Here is a 16159-nt window from a genome sequence, read left to right as displayed (position 1 = left end):
GCGGTCCGTTCACAACGAAATTCGGGGCCGCGCACCGGCCTGCGGCGGCCGCCTCGGTCAGTCGTTGACGTTGTCGAGGCCGATGCTGAGCGACACCGCCACCAGCGCGGCGATGGCCAGCACGATCTGCACGCCCGACACCGCCGCGACGAGGGGCGAGCTGGTGTATTGGACCAGCGCCAGCAGTTCCACCGGCAGCGGCCGGTCGCGGAAGCCGTGGGTGAAGATCGCCACCGACAGGTTGTCGAAGCCTTCGACGAAGGTGAAGACGGCGCCGGCCAGGATCGCGGGCATCAGGAGCGGGAAGGTCACGGTGCGCAGGCTCTGGAACGGGGTCGCGCGCAGGTTGGCGGCGGCCTCCTCCAGCGCGGGGTCGAGGCGCACCAGCCGGCTCTGCACCGTGCGCACCATCACCGCGAGGATGAACACGGTGATCGCGACCGACTGCAGCCAGATCGACGGCGACACGCCCACCAGCGCGCCCGCGAACAGCACCGCGACGCCCAGCACGATCCCTGGCACCATGTGCGGCACCAGCACGAAGACCGACAGCGCGGTGGTGCCGCGGAACCGCCCCCGCGCGCAGGCCAGCGCCGTCGGCACGCCGAGCAGGATGCACAGGAGCGTGACGGTCAGGCCGACCTGCAGGCTGTTCAGCATGGCATCGACCAGCTCGCCCTGCTCGAACACCTCGGCATACCAGCGCAGCGTGAACCCCTCGGGCGGGAAGCTGACGAAGGCGCGGGTGTCGAACGAGATCATCACCACGATGATCGACGGCGCCACCAGCAGCAGGAGCGAAAACACCGCCACGCAGAGGATCAGGCCGATGCCCAGCGCATCGGACAGCGACAGATGCCGGAACGCCCTCATGCGTCGCGCCCCTTGGTCCAGCGGGTGAAATGGTTGGTCACCAGCGCGATGGCCACCAGCACGATCAGGCAGGTCACCATCAGGATCATGGAACTGACCGACCCCTTGCTCCATTCCAGCGAATAGACGACCTGTTCGTAGATCATCGTCGCCGCGTTCAGGTAGTTGCCTCCGCCCAGCAGCTGCGGGACCACGAAGGTGGTGTAGCTGAGCGTGAACACCAGCGCCGCCCCGGTGCCGATGCCCGGCACGCTGAGCGGCAGGATCACGGTGCGCAGAGTTCCCAGCCGCGAGGCGCCGAGATTGGCCGAGGCCTCCACAAGACGGCCGTCGTGGCGGCTCATCACCGCGATGAGCGGCAGGATCATCACCGGCAGGTGGATCTGCACCATCCCGATCAGCACGGCCCAGTGCGTGTTCATGATCCGCAGCGGCTGGTCGATCAGCCCGAGGCTCATCAGGGTCGAGTTCACCACGCCGCGGCCGCCCAGGATCACCAGCCAGGCGTAGGTCCGCACGATGCCGCTGGTCAGCAGCGGCGCGATGGTCAGCACCAGGATCAGCCGCCGGGTCCAGCGCCCGCCGATCAGGAACAGGTAGGCCACCGGGTATCCGAAGAAGATGCAGAGGGCCGTCGTGGTCAGGGCAAGGGTCATCGAGCGCTGGAAGGTCGTCCAGTACAGCGGATCGGTCAGCGCGTTGGTGAGGTGCTGGAGCGAGAAGGTCTGCGAGACGATGGCCCCGCGCGACACCTCCATGTCCGAGAAGCCGAGCGACAGCAGGATGACGAAGGGGATCACCGCGACGACGGTCAGCACGATGATCGCGGGCACCGCGGGCCAGATGCCGCGCCCCGACAGCAGCGCATCGACGAGGCGCTCGCCAAGGCCGCGGGTCGCCAGCGGCGCGGTGTAGGATGCCTCGGCCATCAGGCGGGGTAGACGGCGCAGAGCGCCGGATCGACGATGCGCAGGCTGACGGCGGTGCCGTCGGCAAAGCCGCGGTCCTGCGCGCGTCGCATGGCGACGACCTTGACCATGGCGTCGCCGCCCTCCGTCTCGACATGGTATTCGACCAGAGGCCCGACCGAGCGCTGGAAGGCGACCCGGCCCTGCCACGGGCCGGCCGCGGGCGGCGCGATCTGCAGGTTGTGGGGGCGGGCCATCACGCGGACGGCGCCCCTGAGACCCGTGGCCACGCTCTGCCCGTCGGGCAGGGACACGCGGCCATCGGCGACCAGGGACGGCCAGAAATTCGACGAGCCGATGAAATCGGCCACGTAGGCGGTGGCGGGGCGGTCGAAGATCTCGTCCGGGGGGGCGGCCTGCTCGATCCGCCCGGCGCGCATGACGGCGATGCGGTCGCTCATCGTCAGCGCCTCCTCCTGGTCATGGGTGACGAAGATCGAGGTCAGCCCGAGGCTCTTGATCAGCTGGCGCAGCTCCACCTGCATGGTGCCGCGCAGCTTGGCGTCGAGCGCGTTGAACGGCTCGTCCAGCAGCAGGACGCGCGGCTCCATCACCAGCACGCGCGCGATGGCGACGCGCTGCTGCTGGCCGCCCGACAGCTGGGCGGGATAGCGGTCCTCGAACCCGGTCAGCGACACCGTCTCGAGCGCGGCGGCGACCCGGCGCGCGGCCTCGGCGCGGGGCACCCCCTGCATCCGCAGCGCATAACCGACGTTGCGGGCGACGGTGAGGTGGGGGAACAGCGCATAGCTCTGGAACACCACGCCGACGGGGCGGCGGTTGACCGGCACCCGGGCCATGTCCTGCCCGTCGATGGTGATCGACCCGCTGTCGGCATCCCAGAACCCCGCGATGCAGCGCAGGAGCGTGGTCTTGCCGCAGCCCGACGGCCCGAGCAGCGTGACGATCTCGCCCTCGGCCACGTCGAGCGAACAGTCGTCCAGCACGGTGAACGTGCCGAAGCGCTTGCCGACGCCCCCGATGCGCAGCACCGGGGACGTCGTGGCGACCGAGGTCGCAGGACCGGTCGGTCCTTGCATCATGCCGCGAACATGCGGTCGAAGGTCTCCACCGTCTCGCCGCGCAGCGGTGCGAAGGACGGCCAGTCGAGGGAGGTCGTGCCGGCCAGTTCCTCGGGCGTCGAGGGCACGTAGGGCGCGGCGTCCGCCGGCACCTCGATCCCCTGCACCACCGTGCCGAAGTAGATCGGCGCGCTGCCCGCCATGGTCTGGATCTCGGGCGTCAGCAGGATGTCGGTGAACTCGTGCACGAGGTCCGCGGTGCCCTCGGCGGTGTTGACGAACTGCACGATGTTGGTCGGCAGCATCAGCGGCCCCGGCCCGGTCAGCTTGGCGTAGCCGATGGGCAGGCCCGTGGAGGCGGCCAGCGCCGAGTTGACGTGCCACAGCGGCGCAAGGTCGACCTCGCCGCGCTCGATCATCTGCTGCAGGAGCGGCGGGCTCCGGCCGACGAGGGGGTCCAGCTCCTGCCACTTCTCCAGCGCGAAGGTCATGTCGTCCTGCGCCATGCCGAAGGCTTCGCAGGTGGCGGCCAGCACGCCGAGGCCGAGGTTCGACTGCGGCCGGCACATGCCGATGCGGCCGTTGTATTCGCCGCTCCAGAGATCCGCCCAGGTGGTCGGCGGGGTCGAGATCTTGGTGGTGTCGTAGGCGACGCCGATGCCCTCGAACCAGATCGGCTGACCGACGTCGTAGCCGTAGGGCATGAAGCGCGGGTCGACATTGGCCGAGTTGGAGATGCGCGAAAAGTCGAGCGGCACCAGCACGTCCTCGGCCAGCGCGTTGATGATCGCGGGCGAGCCCATGACCGCGAAGTCGTAGGGCGAGTTGCCGCGCGCGGCCTTGATCTGGGCCAGCGCCTCGGCCGACAGGCCGCCGATGACCTGCAGGCTCACGCCGGGATGGCGGCGCCCCAGCTCGGCGCCGGCGGCGATCAGCGGCGCGTCCTGGTCGTTGCCGTAGCCGATCATCACCAGTTCGCGGGTCTGCGCGCGCAGGATCGAGGGGCTTGCCAGCGTGGTCGTGGCGGCAAGCCCGCCCAGCACCGTCCTTCGGGTCAGTCTCATTGGTCAGCTCCCTGTGCTGTGGTCATCCGCGGGTTCTGGCCCGCATCGCCCAACGTTACTTTTGTTTTTCCTATAATCGAAACCTTTCGCAATAACCCGAGTCGGTCAAGCGCGTTTGCGGCTTTGCTCACCGGCCGCCGGCCCGGGCGCACAAAAAAGCGGCGATCCGCGGATCAGGCGAGGATCACGTCGAGCCCCGCAGCGGTCAGCGCGGCGACATCCGAGGGCCCCGCGCCGGCGTCCGTGACCAGCGTGGAGACCTCCTCGAGCCCCGCGATTCGCGCGCCGGCCACATGGCCCAGCTTGCCGTGATCGCCCAGCACGACCACCCGGCGGGCCGCGGCCAGCATCGCGCGCTTGATCTCGACCTCCTCGAAATGGGCGTTGGTAAAGCCGCGGTCCGCGTCGACCCCGGCACAGCACAGATAGGCGCAATCGGCATTGAGCTGCGCCAGGACCAGCCCCGCGAAGGGCGGGATCAGCGACCGGGACCGCGGGTTGCGCCCGGTCTTCTTGACCGTGCCGCCAGTCAGCATGACCGTGATGCCGGCGTGGGTTTCCAGCGAAATGGCGATATCGAGGCTGTTCGTGATGACGACCACGTCGCGCAGGTCGGCCGGCAGCGCCAGCGCCATGGCGCGCGTCGTGGTGCCGGCGTCGAGGATGATCGTCTCACCGTCGCGCACCATGCGCGCGGCCATGGCGCCGATGCGCTCCTTTTCCGCGCCGAAGCTCTGGCTGGGCAACTCGAGCGGCCGCACGAAGCGGGCCGCCTGCACCGAGGTCGCCCCGCCCCGGATCCGGCGCAGCAGCATCCGGCGCTCCAGCGTGTCGAGGTCGGACCGGATCGTCACCGCCGAAACCCCAAGCACCTCGGACAGCCTGGCGACCTCCACCACCCGGTCGCGGTTCAGCATTTCCAGGATGCGTTCGTGCCGCGGATTGAGTTGCGTTGCCTGGCTGGCGTCGGACATGGCAGGACCCTCACGATGCAGTCTTGTGTTTCTTACTTAAGTGACAGATACCGAAAGCGAAGCAGTTTCTTGCGACAGCGGCCGCCCCGCCGCGTCAGGATGACACGAAAGGAAGAGCGACGTGAGTATTGAGCAACGCCTGCAGGAAATCCGCCGCGAATCGTCCTCCGATGCGGCCGGCGATCCCGAACGGTTTCGGCGCGTCGCGCTCACGCGGACCGAGATGATGTCGCAGGGCGAAGCGATCCGCGCGACGCTCGAGGCCAACACCGGCCCCTTGGCGAAGATCGCCGCGGACCTGGCCGGCCGGCGCATCCGCCGCGTGGCGATGGTGGGCTGCGGCGACAGCTGGATCTCGGGCTACGGCGTGCGCCACGTGGTGGAACGGACGCTCGGCGCGGTATGCGAGCCCTGCGAGGCGTTCGACTTCGCCACCTACGGCCTCGACGTGGTGGACGCGGAGACGGTGGTCATCGGCCTCAGCTCCAGCGGCAAGACCGAGCCGGTGATCGAGGGGCTGAAGGGGGCCGCGGCCCGCGGCGCCTATACCATCGGCCTGTCGAACACGCTGGGCTCACCGCTGATGGAGGAGTTCCCGGGCGCGCTACACATCCGCGCCACCCGCGGCGGCTGGCCGACCCAGTCGAGCACGGCGGCGATGGCGCTCAAGCTGGCGCTCGTCGCCGCGATCGCCGAGGCGCGCGGGCAGCACACGGCGTCCCTGCAGGCGGCGCTCGACGCCCTGCCCGGCCTTGTCGATGCCGTGGCCGAGGCGCTCTACGAGCCGGCCCGCGCCCTGGCGGCGCGGCTGGCGCGCGCCGACCTCGTGCTGCTGGCCGGCGCCGGCCCGCACTACGCGCCCGCCGCCTTCGGCGCGGCCAAGCTCAAGGAACTGGCGCCGATCCACGCCTACGCCTTCCCGCTGGAGGAATATCACCACTACCGGACGCAGAAGGCCGGCGACCCGATGTTCCTGATCGCGCCCGACATGGCCAGCCACCCGCGGGCCGTGGAAACCGCGATCATGAGCCGCGGGAGCGAGGGCGTCTGCATCGCGCTGGTGCCCGAGGGCGAGACCGAGATCGCCGAAATCGCGGATGTCGTCTGGCGCCTGCCCGCCGTCGCCTGGGAAACCGCCCCGATCCTCTACAGCGTGCCGCTGCACCTGTTCGGCTACCACGCTGCGGTGGAGCGGGACGCGCTGGGCCTCGGTGCGCCGCGCCTCGGAGGGTGAGGTGGCGCCCGAGCTGGTCACCGTCGGGGGGCTTACGGTCGACAACGTGATCTCGGCCGACGGCCAGGTCGCGCTGGCGCAGGCCGGCGGCAACGGCGCCTATTCGGCGGTCGGCGCCCTGATGTGGGCGCCGGGTGTCGGCCTCGTCAGTTGCGCGGTCGAGAGCTATCCACGGGCCACCATCGCCCGGCTGGAACAGCACGGCATCGACCTCGGCGGCGTGGCCTGGTCGGACGAGCGGCTCAGCTCCTGCAACTGGTTCATCTACGACGCCGACGGCCACCGCGACGAGGGCCTGTCGAGCCCGCCAGACGCGCTGGCCGAGGCCGGCTTTCCGACCGACCGCCTGACCGCGGCGCAGATCGCCCGATGGCGCGACCTGCTGGCGCGCCGCGAGGCCCCCGGCGAGATCAGCTATTCCGACTTCCGCGTGCGCCATCCGCTGACCCCGTCGCAGGTGCCCGAGGCCTGGCGCCATGCGCGGGGCGTGCACCTGGCCCCCAGCCAGCCCGGGGTGATGCTGGCCATGCTGGACGTTTTCGCGCCGGGCGGCGCGGTCGTCACCGCCGACCCCGGCTGGCAGCTGGCCGACTACACCCTCGACGAGATCACGCCGATCCTGGCCCGCATCGACGCCTTCCTGCCCAGCGAGGTGGAGTTGCGCGCGCTGGTGCCCGGCGCGGGCATCGCCGACGCGCTGGCGGCGATCGCCGCCCGCTGCCCCGGCGCGGTCGCGGTCAAGCTCGGGCCGCGGGGCGTGCTGGTCTGGGATCGGGCCGCGGCCGCCCCCGTCGCCGTGCCGCCGGCGCCGGCGCGCACGCTCGACCCCACCGGCGCGGGCGACAGTTTCTGCGGCGGGTTCCTGGCCGGTCTGGTCGAGACCGGCGACCCGCTGCGCGCCGCGCGCCACGGCGCGATCTCGGCCGCGCGGATCGTCGAATGCTTCGGCGCCGATGGGGCGCTGCCCCCCGACCGCGCCGCCTTGCGTGCCACCCTTGGCGAGGAGGTCGCCGAATGCCCCTGACCCTGTTCGCATCCCGGCCGCCCGTCATCGCCGCGCTGCACCTGCCCGATTTCGCCCTGTCGCGGCACCGCTCGGTCGCCTGGTACGAGGACTACGCGGTCACCAACGCACGCGTCTTCGCCGCGGCGGGCATCCCGTGGATCAAGCTGCAGGACCAGACCCGCACCGCCGGGCCCGCCACCCCCGACACGCTGGCCCTGATGGCGAGCCTCGGGCGGCTGATCCGGGCCGAGGTGCCGGGTCTCGGTCTCGGCATCATCATCGAGGCGCATGACCCGGTGGCGGCCCTGTCCGTCGCCCATGCGGCCGGCGCCGATTTCGTGCGGCTCAAGGTCTTCGTCGGCGGGGCCATGACGGCCGAGGGCCCCCGGCACGGGCTGGGCGCGGCGGCCGTCGCGTACCGGGCGGCGCTGGGACGGCCCGACATCGCGATCCTCGCCGATGTCCACGACCGCACCGCGCGACCCCTGTCGGACGAGCCGCAGCCCTTCGCCGCCAACTGGGCGGCCAAGGTGGGGGCGGACGGCCTGATCATCACGGGGGGGAGCTTTGCCGACACCCTCGACCGCATCGCCGCGGTGCGCAAGGCGGTGCCCGGGCGGCCGATCCTGATCGGCGGCGGTGTAACCGAGGACAATGCCGCCCAGGCCCTGGCCGCGTCGGACGGTGTGATCGTCTCGAGCGCGCTGATGCGGGCGGGGGCCGGCGACGACGACATCCTGCGCTGGGACGCCGACCTGTGCCGGCGTTTCATGGACGCGGCGGGCGGGGCATGACCGGGCGCGACTTCGCCGGCTACCGGGGCGGCGCCCCCGACATCACCTGGCCCGGCGGGGCGCGGCTGGCGGTGTCGGTGGTCGTCAACATCGAGGAGGGCGCCGAGCTGTCCCTCGGCGACGGCGACGAGCGCAACGAGCATATCTACGAGGCGGTCGAGCGCGTCGAGGGCGTCCGCGACCTCTGCATGGAAAGCCATTTCGAATACGGGCCGCGGGCCGGCTGGCCGCGCATCCGCGACGCGCTGCGCCGGCGCGGCGTGGCGGTCACCCTCAACGCCTGCGGCCGCGCCGTCGCCGCGACGCCCTGGATCGCCGCCGAGGCGGTCGCCGACGGCCACGAGGTCGCCGCCCATGGCTGGCGCTGGGAACGGCACGTCCACATGGACGAAGCCACCGAGCGCCGCGCGATCGCGCAGGCCGTGGCCGCCATCGCCGGGGCCGCGGGCACGCCGCCGCTCGGCTGGCACACGCGCTCGGCCACGTCGCCCCTCACCCGGTCGCTGCTGATTGAACAGGGTGGGTTCCTCTACGACAGCAACGCCTACAACGACGACCTGCCTTACATGGTCGACACCGCGGCGGGCCCGCACGTGGTGCTGCCCTACGCCTTCGACACCAACGACATGCGGTTCTACAACGGCGGCGGCTTCGTCTTCGGGTCAGACTTCGCGCGCTACTGCATCGACGCCTTCGACCGGCTCCACGCCGAGGCGCGCCATGCGCCGCGGATGCTGTCGATCGGGCTGCACACGCGCATCATCGGGCGGCCGGCGCGGATCGGCGGGCTCGAGGCGTTCCTCGATCACGCGCTGCGGCATGAGGGCGTCTGGTTCGCGACCCGGGCCCAGATCGCCCGGGCCTGGCGCGCGGGGCTGGGCCTGCCCGACTGGGCGCCGCGCCCCTGCCCGGCCGGGTTCGCGCCATGACCCGCGACCTGATCGGCTACGGCGGCGCCTGGCCCGACCTGCGCTGGCCGAACGGCGCGCGGCTGGCCGTGTCGGTGGTGGTGAACGTCGAGGAAGGCGCCGAGCGGCAGGTGATCGACGGCGACCCGGCGAACGAGCGCATCGGCGAGGTGCTGTCGGTGGTGCCGGATGACCGGCCCGACCCCGGACAGGCGCAGATCTTCGCCTACGGCACGCGGGCGGGGGCCTGGCGCATGGCCGCGGCGCTGCGCCGGCACGCCATCCCCGCGACGCTGTTCGCCTGTGGCCGTGCGGCCGAGCGGGCCGCGCCCGTGCTCGCGGCGCTGGCGGCCGACGGGCACGAGACTGCCTGCCACGGCTGGCTCTGGCGCCCGCACGCCGACTACGACACCCCCGAGGCCGAGGGCGCCGATCTCGACCGCGCGGGCGCGGCCATCGCGGCGGCGACCGGGGAGGCCCCCCGTGGCTTTTTCTGCCGCGGTGCCGAAAGCCCCTGGACCCGCCAACTGCTGGCCGAGCGCGGCTATGTCTACACCTCCAACGCCTTCGACGACGACCTGCCCTACCGCGACCCCTCGGGCCTTGTGGTGGTGCCCTACGCGCTCGACACCAACGACATGAAGTTCTTCCACCCCAACGGCTTCGTGCGGCCCGGCGAGATGGTGGACTACGTCACCGAGGCGCTCGACGTGCTGCAGGCCGAGGCCGAGGCGGGGCTGCCGCGGCTCCTGAACATCGGGTTCCACCTGCGCATCGTCGGCCGCCCCGCCCGGTTCCCGGCCTTTGACCGCATCCTCGCCGAGCTCGCCCGCCGACGCGACCGCCTCTGGATCGCGCGGCGGATCGACATCGCCCGTGCCTTCCGCGAGGCCGCGCCATGAGGATCGCGCTGGTCAACCCCAACACCTCGGCCGACATCACGCGCCGCATGGTCGCCATCGCCGCGCGGGAGGCCGGGGGCCGGGCCGAGGTGATCGGCCACACCGCCGCCTTCGGCGCGCCGCTGATCACCGAGCCCGCCGCCTTCGTCGTCGCGGCCGAGGCGGTGGCCGCGCTGGCGCCCTCGCTCGGGCAGGCCGACGCCGTCATCGTGGCCGCCTTCAGCGACCCGGGCCTCGACGCCCTGCGCGCCGCCCTGCCCTGCCCCGTCACCGGCATCGCCGAGGCGGGCATGGCCGAGGCCGCGCGGGGCGGGCGGCGCTTTGCCGTCGTCACGACGACGCCGGCCCTGGCCGTTGCCATCGCCGCGACGGCGGCCCGGCACGGGCACCGGCACTTCGCCGGCACCTGGACGACGCCCGGCGACCCCGTCGCCCTGACCGCCGACGCCGCGGCCCTGGAGGACGCGCTGGCCGCCGCCATCGAGGCGGCCGTGGCCGAGGGCGGCGCCGAGGCCGTGGTGATCGGCGGCGGCCCCCTGGCCGAAGCCGCGCGCGCGCTGGCCGCCCGCACGCCCGTGCCCCTGGTCGAGCCGGTGCCGGCCGCGGTACGCCTGTCCGTCGCGCGGCTGCAGCAGGGGGCGCAGGCATGAGCGGAACGCTTGTCGTCGCCGACCGGATCGTGACGGGCTTCGCCGCCGACGGCACGCCCGAGATCGTCGAGGACGCCGCGATCCTCGTCGATGGCGCGACCATCGCCGCAATCGGCCCGGCGTCCGACCTGCGCCGTGCCCACCCGGAGGCGCCCGAGGTCGGTGGCCGCGGCATGGTCGCGATCCCGGGTCTGGTGAACGCCCACCACCACGTCGGGTTGACGCCGTTCCAGCTGGGCGCGCGGGACCAGCCGCTGGAGCTGTGGTTTCCCGAACGCCTGGCCATGCGCGACGTGCACCCGCGGCTCGACACGCTGTTCTCGGCCTTCGAGATGGTGGCCTCGGGGGTCACCACCGTCCAGCACCTGCACAGCCGGGCGCCCGGCGACACCGACGCGGTCATCGCGCGGGCCGAGGCGATCCTCGGCGCCTATGTCGAGCTGGGGATGCGGGCGTCCTATTCCTTCGCGCTGCGCGACCAGAACCGCATGATCTACGACGCCGACGCGGCCTTCGTGGCATCGCTGCCCGAAGACCTGCGCGCGCCCACGGCGGCCTACCTGACGGGGTTCGGCCTGCCGCTTGCCGACCAGATCGCCGTCTTCCACGCGCTGCGGGACCGCTGGGCGGCCGCGCCGCTGATCGGCATCCAGATCGCGCCGTCGAACCTGCACTGGCTGTCGGACGCCGCGCTGGAGAGCGCCGCACGGATCGCCGAGGCCACCGGCGCGCCGATGCACATGCACCTGCTGGAGACGCCCTACCAGGCCGAATACGCCCGCCGCCGCACCGGCGGCTCGGCGCTGGAGCATATCGACCGCTTCGGCCTCGTCGGCCCGCAGCTGACCATCGGCCACGGGGTCTGGATGACGCCCGACGACATCGCGCTGCTGGCCGAGCGGGGCGGCTGCCTGTGCCACAACTGCTCGTCCAACCTGCGCCTCAAGAGCGGCACCGCCGACCTGAACGGGTTCCTGGCCAGCGGGGTGCCGGTGGCCCTCGGCATCGACGAGGCCGGCATCAACGACGACCGCGACATGCTGCAGGAGATGCGGCTGGCATTGACGCTGCACCGGGCGCCGGGCCACGCCAGCCCCTGCCCCACGGCCACGCAGATCCTGCGCATGGCAACCGAGCACGGCGCGGCCACCACGCCCTTCGCCGGGCGGATCGGGCGGCTGGCGCCGGGGCGGCTGGCCGATATCGTGCTGCTGGACTGGCGCGCGGTCACCTGGCCCCACCAGGACCCCGGCCTGCCGCTGGTCGACGTGCTCGTGCGGCGGGCCAAGGCCGGCGCGGTCCGCACGGTGCTGGTGGGCGGCGAGACCGTGTACCATGACGGCCGCTTCACGCGGGTGGACCGCGACGCGGTGCTGGAGGCCATCGCCCGCGCCCTCGACGCGCCGCGGAGCGAGGCGGAGATGGCCCTCGCGCGACTGGCAAAGGCGCTCCACGGGCCCGTGGCCGCGTTCTACCGCGACTGGATCTGACCCGGCAGCGGCGGCGCCGCCTGCAATGAAAAACGCGCCCCGAAGGGCGCGCTTCCGATCCGGGTCGGGACCGGGCTCAGGCCGCTTCGGCCTCGGCCTCGGCCTGGTTGCGGCGCTCGCTTTCCTCGCGGCTGAGGGCGACCGAGGTCCGGACGCCCTGCGCCACGAACTTCATCAGCCCCTGCACGACGCGCTCGTTGGGGTCGATGCCGGCGCAGCTCAGAACCTCGCGGCCATCGCGCGAGCGGGCCCAGCGGGCGATCTGCTCCGGGCCGTTGCCGTATTTCTTGTCATCCGCGATCGCGTCGTCGAGCGCAGCCAGAACCACCGCCGCGAAAAGCTTCCGCGCGCGTTGACCCTGTTCGAAGTTGAAGGCCGTGCCATCAACGAAATCTCGCATTTCGTCGTTCCTTGTTTTTGCTCTTGCAATTTCGGCGTGGCGACCCTTCTGCCCGAAAAGCGTGCGATTCTGTGATGCAATCTCGACATACATGGTATGTGCTGGTTGCATGGCTTGGAGTGGAAACGCACAGTTTCCGGTATCCGGATGAAGCCCCGAGCGCGAAATATAGGTGCGGTCACGCGGTCATCAAGTTTTTGTCACGATATTGCCACGATTCATCGGGGCCCGACGCCCGGCGCGGCCCGGGCGGGTCAGTCGCGGCCGCCGGACCAGGGCGAGCGCGGCCCGCGGCGGGTGCCGCTGCGGGGCACGCGGGCCAGATCCGCAAGCGGGCGGGTGGCCGCGCGGGTGGAGGTGACGCGGCGGACACGGGGAATCGGGCTGCTCCGGCCGCGCTCGATCACGTACTCGACCTCGTCATGGGGCGGCTTGCCGTGCCAGCGCTGCCAGTAGCCCGGCCCGCCCAGCCGCAGCCACAGCGGCAGCGCCAGCACCACCCCCGCCACGAAGCCGCCGGCATGGGCCCAGTAGGCCACCCCGCCGCCGCCGGCGACGTCCATCGCCAGCCCGTTGACCAGCTGCAGGCCGAACCACAGCCCCAGCATCAGCCACGCCGGGATCGTGAAGATGCGGATCAGCACCACGATGATGACCAGCACGTCGATCCGGGCACGGGGGAAGAACAGGAGGTAGGCCCCCATGACCCCCGCGATGGCCCCGGAGGCGCCGACCATGGGCACGGTCGAGGTCGGGTCGGACAGGATCTGACCCGCCGCGGCGCCAATGCCCGAGGCGAGGTAGAAGACGAGGAACCAGAAGTGCCCCATCAGGTCCTCGAGGTTGTCGCCGAAGATGTACAGGAACAGCATGTTGCCGATCAGGTGCATCCAGCCGCCATGCAGGAACATCGACGTGACGACCGTGTGGCCGTCGAGGCCCGAGAGCACCTCGGCCGGGACCAGCGCCCAGTCGGCGAAGAAGGCGGCCAGCAGCGGCTCGGCCTGCGAGAGGCTGGGGAAGTAGCTCAGGAAGATGACCGTGTTCAGCGCGATCAGCGCCCAGGTGACGAAGGGCGTGCGGTTCGACGGGTTGTGGTCGCGGATCGGGAACATGGGCGTAACCTCGGGTGCCGCCCCCCGGCGGTCAAGGGCCGGCGGGGCCCGGGGTTACTCGAAATCCTCGGCGGCGAGCGCGAGCCGGATCTCGCGGCGCACCATCTTGCGCACGTTTCGGGTGATGCGCTGGCCAAGCACGCCCTGGAGCTCCTCGCGGATCACCTCGGCGATGAGCTCGCGCAGGGTTTCCTCGTCGAGGATGCCCTCCTCGGGGTCGGGGAAGGTGAAGGGCGTTTCGGTCTCGCCGAGATCCTCGATCTCGGCGTGGGCGTCGCCGCCCGCCGCGTCGCCGTCGGCCGGGCCGGACCAGCGCCGCGCCTCGGTGCGGCGGGAAAAGATCGGCGTGAACCCCGGATCGGCGGTCTCCGCATCGGCAGGGGCCTCGGGACGGTCGTCGGGGGTCATCGGGCTTGCAGCCTCGTCGGGGGTGTCGGGGGGCATCTGCGGCTCGGAGGCGGACCAGTCGGCGGTCTCGGCCCCGACCATCTCGGGGGCGTCCGCCGCGTCGCCTTCGGCCGCGTGCGGGGCCGGCTCGGGTGCGGCGTCGGACCAGGCGGCGGTCTCGACCGCCTCGGGCTCCGCCTCGGGCGCGGGGTCCGGCTCGGCGGCGGCCTGTCCGCGGACGATCGCCAGCTCGCGCAGGGCCCGGTCGGCGCCGGTGCCGGGCCAATCGGCGTCGCCGGTCTCGGGCTCGAACTCGCCGGGCGTGACCTCGGCGACGAACTCGTCGGGCGTGACTTCGGCCACGAACTCGGCCACGCGACGGGGCGCAGGATCGGACAGCGGGGGCGGCGGGCCGGTGTCGTCGGCATGGCCCTCGGCAAGGGCCTCGGCCACGGCCTCGTCGCCGCTTTCCTCGATCTCGCCCCAGTCGGCGAGCCGGTCCTCGAGGCCCCATTCCGGGTCGTCATCGGTGTCGTCGTCGCCATCGTCATCGGCGGCGGTGTCCGCGGCGACGGCGGCGGGCGCGGACTGCCGGCGCACGGGCGCCCAGGGGTCGTCGGGGTCGGTCACGCGCAGGGCGGGCGTCAGCACCAGCTTGTCGCCGGCATCGGCCGGCGGCGCGGCCGCGCGGGACGCGGCGGAGCCGGAGTCCGCCACCAGCCGGCGGATGGACGCAAGCACGTCCTCGATCTCGGTAGCGGATTTCGCGGGGTCCGACATGACCGCTCACTCCTCGACATCCATGGGCTGGGACGGGTCGGCCCGCGCCCCGCGGCCATGACAAGACGGCCCCTCGGCCGGGAGCCTTGCCGCACAGGATAGCCGCAAGTGCCCGTCCGCACAACGGATAGCTGGAATGCGACGGATCCGCGCCCGCGGTTCAGTCCCGGCCGATGGACCGCAACAGGCTGTCGAGCCGCTCGCCCTGCGGCGACAGCACCCGCGGCACGCCGCCGGGGAAGGCCGCGCCGTAGGCCTCGACGTCGTATTCGGGCACCGGCAGGTCCAGCCGGCCGACGGTCAGCAGGCCGGCGGCGGAAAGGATGCCATAGGCCGAGGCGTAGAGGTCGGCCTCGGCCTCGATGCGGCTGATGCGGGCCTCGAGCAGGTCCTGCTCGGCGTCGAGCACGTCGAGCGTGGTGCGCGCGCCCAGCGCCGCCTCCTCTCGCACGCCCTCGAAGGCCAGCTCGGCGGCGCGGATGCGCTGGTCCGAGGCCTGGATCTGCGCGGTCGCGATCTGGAACCGCGCGAAGGCGGTGCCGACCGCCTGCAGGTTCAGCTGTGTCTGCCGGTTCAGCGCGGCGCGCACGGCCTCGACCTGGGCCAGCGCCTGGCGTTCGATCGAGGCAAGCTGGCCGCCGCGGTAGATCGGCTGGGTCAGGGTCAGGCCGACCGAGGCGCTTTCGCCCTCGAGAAACGGGTTGGTCGCCTGGAAGGTGTCGGTGGCCGTGAAGTCGAGGGTGATGTTCGGCCGGGTCGCGGCGCGGGCCTCCTGCACGGCGAACTCGGCGGCGGCGACCTCGTGCTGGAGCGCCAGCACGGCGGGGTGCTGCTGGCGGGACAGCTGGCCGGCCTCGGCCTCGGAGCGGGGCAGGTTCGGCAGGCCGCCGGGGCCGGTCAGGCCGTTGGGATAGCGGCCGACGGCGAGGTTGAAGATCTCGCGCGCGATCTCGAGCGTGCCCTGCGCGGCGGCGAGGTTGGAGCGCGCGGTGGCCAGCTGCGCCTCGGCCTGCGCGACATCGGTGCGGGTGTCCTCGCCGACCTCGAAGCGGTCGCGCGCGGCCCGCAGCTGCTGGGTCAGGACGCGCACGTTGGCCTCGCGGACCGAGACGACCTGCTGCGCCTCCCAGACCTCGAGATAGGCGGTGACGGCGTCCAGCAGCACCTGCGCCTCGAGCGCGACCAGCTGCTGGCGGGCGGCGTTCACCGTCTCCTCGGCGCCGCGCCGGGCGCTGGTGCGGCCGCCGCCGGCGTAGATCACCATCTCGGCCACCAGCCGGGCGGTCGAGGTGGTGGTGTCGTTGATCAGGTCGCGGTTGGTGCCGGCGATGAAGGTGAGCGTGGGATAGAGCTGCGCGACGGCCTGGGTCACGCCCTCGTCGGACAGCCGCAGGAGGTAGCGGTTCTGTTCCAGCAGCTGCGAGTTGCGGTAGGCGTCGGCCATCGCCTGCCGCAGCGAGTCGGCCGCCGCGGCCCCGGCGGTCATCGCCACCACGGCCAGCGCCGCGACCAGGCCGCGGCCCGTGCGGAAGATCCTGCTCGTCATCGCGTCACCTCATACCTGTCGGGCCTGCCGCCCTGTTCGTCACGTA

The 16159-nt window shown here is 72.2% G+C and carries 16 protein-coding genes; 7 read left to right on the top strand and 9 right to left on the bottom strand.

The window, feature by feature from the left end:
* Window positions 1-57: 57 nt before the first annotated feature.
* From HCU73_RS03390 to HCU73_RS03370, 5 genes are all read right to left on the bottom strand, one after another.
* Window positions 58-873 carry an ABC transporter permease gene (locus HCU73_RS03390; RefSeq protein WP_168621977.1) on the bottom strand — a complete coding sequence of 272 codons (816 nt, stop codon included), beginning with the start codon at window positions 871-873 and terminating at the stop codon, window positions 58-60.
* Window positions 870-1802, bottom strand: coding sequence for an ABC transporter permease (locus tag HCU73_RS03385; RefSeq protein WP_168621976.1), 933 nt, complete (start codon window positions 1800-1802; stop codon window positions 870-872). Before HCU73_RS03385 ends, HCU73_RS03390 begins: the two co-directional genes overlap by 4 nt.
* Entirely contained in the window at window positions 1802-2884 is a 1083-nt protein-coding gene (locus HCU73_RS03380) for an ABC transporter ATP-binding protein (RefSeq protein ID WP_239025427.1), read from the bottom strand. The genes HCU73_RS03385 and HCU73_RS03380 overlap by 1 nt, the downstream gene beginning before the upstream one ends.
* On the bottom strand, window positions 2881-3927 hold the full coding sequence (locus HCU73_RS03375) for an ABC transporter substrate-binding protein (protein ID WP_168621974.1): 1047 nt from the start codon (window positions 3925-3927) through the stop codon (window positions 2881-2883). The genes HCU73_RS03380 and HCU73_RS03375 overlap by 4 nt, the downstream gene beginning before the upstream one ends.
* A 173-nt stretch (window positions 3928-4100) precedes the next feature.
* The gene (locus tag HCU73_RS03370; RefSeq protein ID WP_168621973.1) at window positions 4101-4901 is read right to left on the bottom strand and encodes a DeoR/GlpR family DNA-binding transcription regulator; all 801 of its coding nucleotides are present in this window, start codon (window positions 4899-4901) and stop codon (window positions 4101-4103) included.
* Window positions 4902-5022: 121 nt separating this feature from the next.
* Between HCU73_RS03370 and HCU73_RS03365 the strand changes: the two genes are divergently transcribed.
* From HCU73_RS03365 to HCU73_RS03335, 7 genes are read left to right on the top strand one after another with little or no spacing between them, the layout of a single operon-like run.
* Window positions 5023-6135, top strand: a complete 1113-nt coding sequence (locus tag HCU73_RS03365) for an SIS domain-containing protein (RefSeq protein WP_168621972.1) — start codon at window positions 5023-5025, stop codon at window positions 6133-6135.
* Between the two features lies 1 nt (window position 6136).
* Complete coding sequence (locus HCU73_RS03360) at window positions 6137-7159, top strand: PfkB family carbohydrate kinase (RefSeq protein WP_168621971.1); 1023 nt, start codon at window positions 6137-6139, stop codon at window positions 7157-7159.
* The gene (locus tag HCU73_RS03355; RefSeq protein ID WP_168621970.1) at window positions 7150-7935 is read left to right on the top strand and encodes a BtpA/SgcQ family protein; all 786 of its coding nucleotides are present in this window, start codon (window positions 7150-7152) and stop codon (window positions 7933-7935) included. Before HCU73_RS03360 ends, HCU73_RS03355 begins: the two co-directional genes overlap by 10 nt.
* Window positions 7932-8864 carry a polysaccharide deacetylase family protein gene (locus HCU73_RS03350; RefSeq protein WP_168621969.1) on the top strand — a complete coding sequence of 311 codons (933 nt, stop codon included), beginning with the start codon at window positions 7932-7934 and terminating at the stop codon, window positions 8862-8864. The genes HCU73_RS03355 and HCU73_RS03350 overlap by 4 nt, the downstream gene beginning before the upstream one ends.
* Complete coding sequence (locus HCU73_RS03345) at window positions 8861-9745, top strand: polysaccharide deacetylase family protein (RefSeq protein ID WP_168621968.1); 885 nt, start codon at window positions 8861-8863, stop codon at window positions 9743-9745. The genes HCU73_RS03350 and HCU73_RS03345 overlap by 4 nt, the downstream gene beginning before the upstream one ends.
* Window positions 9742-10395: an aspartate/glutamate racemase family protein gene (locus HCU73_RS03340; protein WP_168621967.1), complete on the top strand. Its 654-nt coding sequence runs from the start codon at window positions 9742-9744 to the stop codon at window positions 10393-10395. The genes HCU73_RS03345 and HCU73_RS03340 overlap by 4 nt, the downstream gene beginning before the upstream one ends.
* The gene (locus HCU73_RS03335; RefSeq protein ID WP_168621966.1) at window positions 10392-11885 is read left to right on the top strand and encodes an amidohydrolase family protein; all 1494 of its coding nucleotides are present in this window, start codon (window positions 10392-10394) and stop codon (window positions 11883-11885) included. The genes HCU73_RS03340 and HCU73_RS03335 overlap by 4 nt, the downstream gene beginning before the upstream one ends.
* A 76-nt stretch (window positions 11886-11961) precedes the next feature.
* Here the strand turns inward: HCU73_RS03335 and HCU73_RS03330 are convergent, their stop codons facing one another.
* The 4 genes from HCU73_RS03330 to HCU73_RS03315 all read right to left on the bottom strand — a co-directional run bounded on the left by HCU73_RS03330 (window position 11962) and on the right by HCU73_RS03315 (window position 16113).
* Window positions 11962-12285: a DUF6280 family protein gene (locus tag HCU73_RS03330; protein ID WP_168622359.1), complete on the bottom strand. Its 324-nt coding sequence runs from the start codon at window positions 12283-12285 to the stop codon at window positions 11962-11964.
* 254 nt (window positions 12286-12539) lie between these two features.
* Window positions 12540-13400 carry a rhomboid family intramembrane serine protease gene (locus HCU73_RS03325; protein WP_168621965.1) on the bottom strand — a complete coding sequence of 287 codons (861 nt, stop codon included), beginning with the start codon at window positions 13398-13400 and terminating at the stop codon, window positions 12540-12542.
* A gap of 54 nt (window positions 13401-13454) precedes the next feature.
* Complete coding sequence (locus HCU73_RS03320) at window positions 13455-14567, bottom strand: hypothetical protein (protein ID WP_168621964.1); 1113 nt, start codon at window positions 14565-14567, stop codon at window positions 13455-13457.
* Between the two features lie 160 nt (window positions 14568-14727).
* Entirely contained in the window at window positions 14728-16113 is a 1386-nt protein-coding gene (locus tag HCU73_RS03315) for a TolC family protein (protein WP_168621963.1), read from the bottom strand.
* Window positions 16114-16159 lie beyond the last annotated feature (46 nt).

The sequence above is a fragment of the Roseicyclus persicicus genome (assembly GCF_012395815.1).
Taxonomy (GTDB): domain Bacteria; phylum Pseudomonadota; class Alphaproteobacteria; order Rhodobacterales; family Rhodobacteraceae; genus Roseicyclus; species Roseicyclus persicicus.
Note: the sequence above shows the minus strand (reverse complement) of the source record. Positions and strands in the feature narration are given on the sequence as shown.